Source organism: Streptomyces sp. NPDC059679 (assembly GCF_042734105.1).
Lineage (GTDB): Bacteria > Actinomycetota > Actinomycetes > Streptomycetales > Streptomycetaceae > Streptomyces.
Window position 1 is genome coordinate 1 of the sequence record NZ_JBHWES010000187.1, and the last position, 2195, is coordinate 2195.

The 2195-nt window shown below is 66.7% G+C and carries 1 protein-coding gene; it reads right to left on the minus strand.

Annotated features, from left to right (window positions below; translation table 11 throughout):
* On the minus strand, window positions 1-2195 hold a 2195-nt coding region (locus ACFV2X_RS55545; RefSeq protein WP_385631957.1), incomplete at both ends, for a beta-ketoacyl synthase N-terminal-like domain-containing protein.

The following is a 2195-nucleotide window of genomic DNA, read 5'->3' on the forward strand; positions in this document are numbered from 1 at the left end:
GCGCAGGCTTCGTCCATGGCTGCGGCGAACAGCGGGAACGTCCGGTACAGCTCGTGTCCCATACGAGGGCGCTGGGTGCCCTGTCCGGAACACACAAACGCCAGCTTCCCCGCACCCGTCGCCACGCCTCGTACGAGCCCGGCATGCTGCTCACCGGATGACAGCGATTCCAGCGCTTCCAGGAAGGTTTCGCGGTCGGGGCCCAGGAGTACGGCACGGTGGTCGAAGGCCGTGCGACCGGTGGCCAGCGCATACCCAACATCGGCCAAGTCGAGTTCTGGAGCCGAAGCGAGGTACTGGCGCAGCCGTCGCGCCTGCGCTTGCAGCGCATCCTCGGACTTCGCGGACACAAGCCACGGTTCAAGCAGCGGTGTTGGCGTTGAGGTGTCTTCACCGATTGCTGGGGCTTCGGTCGGTGGTGCCTGTTCGAGGATCACGTGCGCGTTGGTGCCGCTGACGCCGAAGGAGGACACCCCCGCGCGTCGGAGGTGGCCGGTGTCGGGCCAGGGCGTGGCTTCGGTCAGCAGCCGTACTCCGCCCGATGACCAGTCCACATGCGGCGACGGCTCCTGGATGTGCAACGTCCGCGGCAACACCCCGTGCCGCATCGCCAGTACCATCTTGACGATCCCGCCCACCCCGGCCGCCGCCTGTGCGTGTCCGATGTTCGACTTCATCGAGCCGAGCAAAAGTGGCTGGTCCGCGGAGCGGTCCTGACCGTATGTCGCCAGAAGGGCCTGGGCTTCGATCGGGTCGCCCAGCGTCGTCCCCGTACCGTGTCCCTCCACTGCGTCAATGGCGGCTGGCGTCAGCTCGGCGTTGGCGAGGGCCTGGCGGATGACGCGTTGTTGCGAGAGGCCGTTGGGCGCGGTGAGTCCGTTGCTGGCGCCGTCCTGGTTGACCGCCGTTCCTCGTACCACGGCCAGGATGGGATGCCCGAGCCGCTGCGCGTCCGAGAGCCGTTCCACCAGCACCATGCCCGCGCCTTCGCCCCAGCCGGTTCCATCGGCCGTGGCGGAGAATGCCTTGCACCGACCGTCCGGGGACAGCCCACGCTGCCGGGAGAACTCGACGAAGGCCGTCGGGGTGGACATCACGGTGACCCCGCCGGCCAGGGCCATCGAACATTCCCCTGACCGCAGTGCCTGGCAGGCCAGATGCAGGGCGACCAGGGACGACGAACATGCCGTGTCCACGGTGACCGCAGGCCCTTCCAGGCCGAAGGTGTAGGCGACGCGCCCTGAGGCGATACTGCCCGCGCTTCCATGAACGAGGTATCCCTCGAAGCCCTCGGGGGCGATCGGGAAGCGCTGCGCGTAGTCGTGGTAGGCCAGGCCGGCGAAGATCCCGGTCTGAGTGCCACGTACCGAGGTGGGGTCGATGCCTGCTCGCTCGAAGGCTTCCCAGGAGACCTCGAGAAGAATTCGCTGCTGAGGGTCCATGGCCAGAGCCTCGCGCGGGCTGATGCCGAAAAACTCGGCGTCGAATTCACCCGCTTGGTGAATAAAACCCCCCTCCCTCGTGTACGACGTTCCGAACCGCTCGGGATCCGGGTCGTAGAGGTTGTCGAGGTCCCAGCCACGATCGGTCGGGAATCCGGAGATCGCGTCCTGCTCGGTTACGAGCAGATCCCACAGCTGTTCTGGGGTCTGTACGTCTCCTGGGTAGCGGCACGCCATGCCGATAATTGCGATGGGTTCGCCCGTGCCAACGGCCGTGAGGGGGACGTGGCCGGCGGTTTCGCCTCGCGTACCCAGTAGCTGCTGACACAAATGCTGTACGAGCGCGGCGGGGCTCGGGTAGTCGAACACGATGGTCGGTGCGAGGGTCAGCCCGGTGGCCTCGCACAGGCGATTGCGGAACTGGACGGCAGTCAGCGAGGTGAAGCCCAGTTCCTTGAATGCGCGCTCGGCGTGGATGTTCTCGGGGCTCCTATGGCCGAGGACGCCGGCGATGTGCGTGCGAACGGCGTCGAGAAGAGTCTGCTGCTGCGCGTCTGGTGGTTGGTGGGAGAGCCGCTGACGAAGAGTAGCTGTGGCGGGCGGTTCGGCTGAGATGGGGCGAGGAGTGTGCTGTTGAGCTTGCGGTTCGGAGGCATGAAGCCAGTAGTGGTGGTGTTGGAAGGGGTAGGTGGGGAGGTTTGGGTGGTGGGTGGGGTTGGGGGTGTGGTGGTGCCAGGTGGTGGGGTGGCCGTG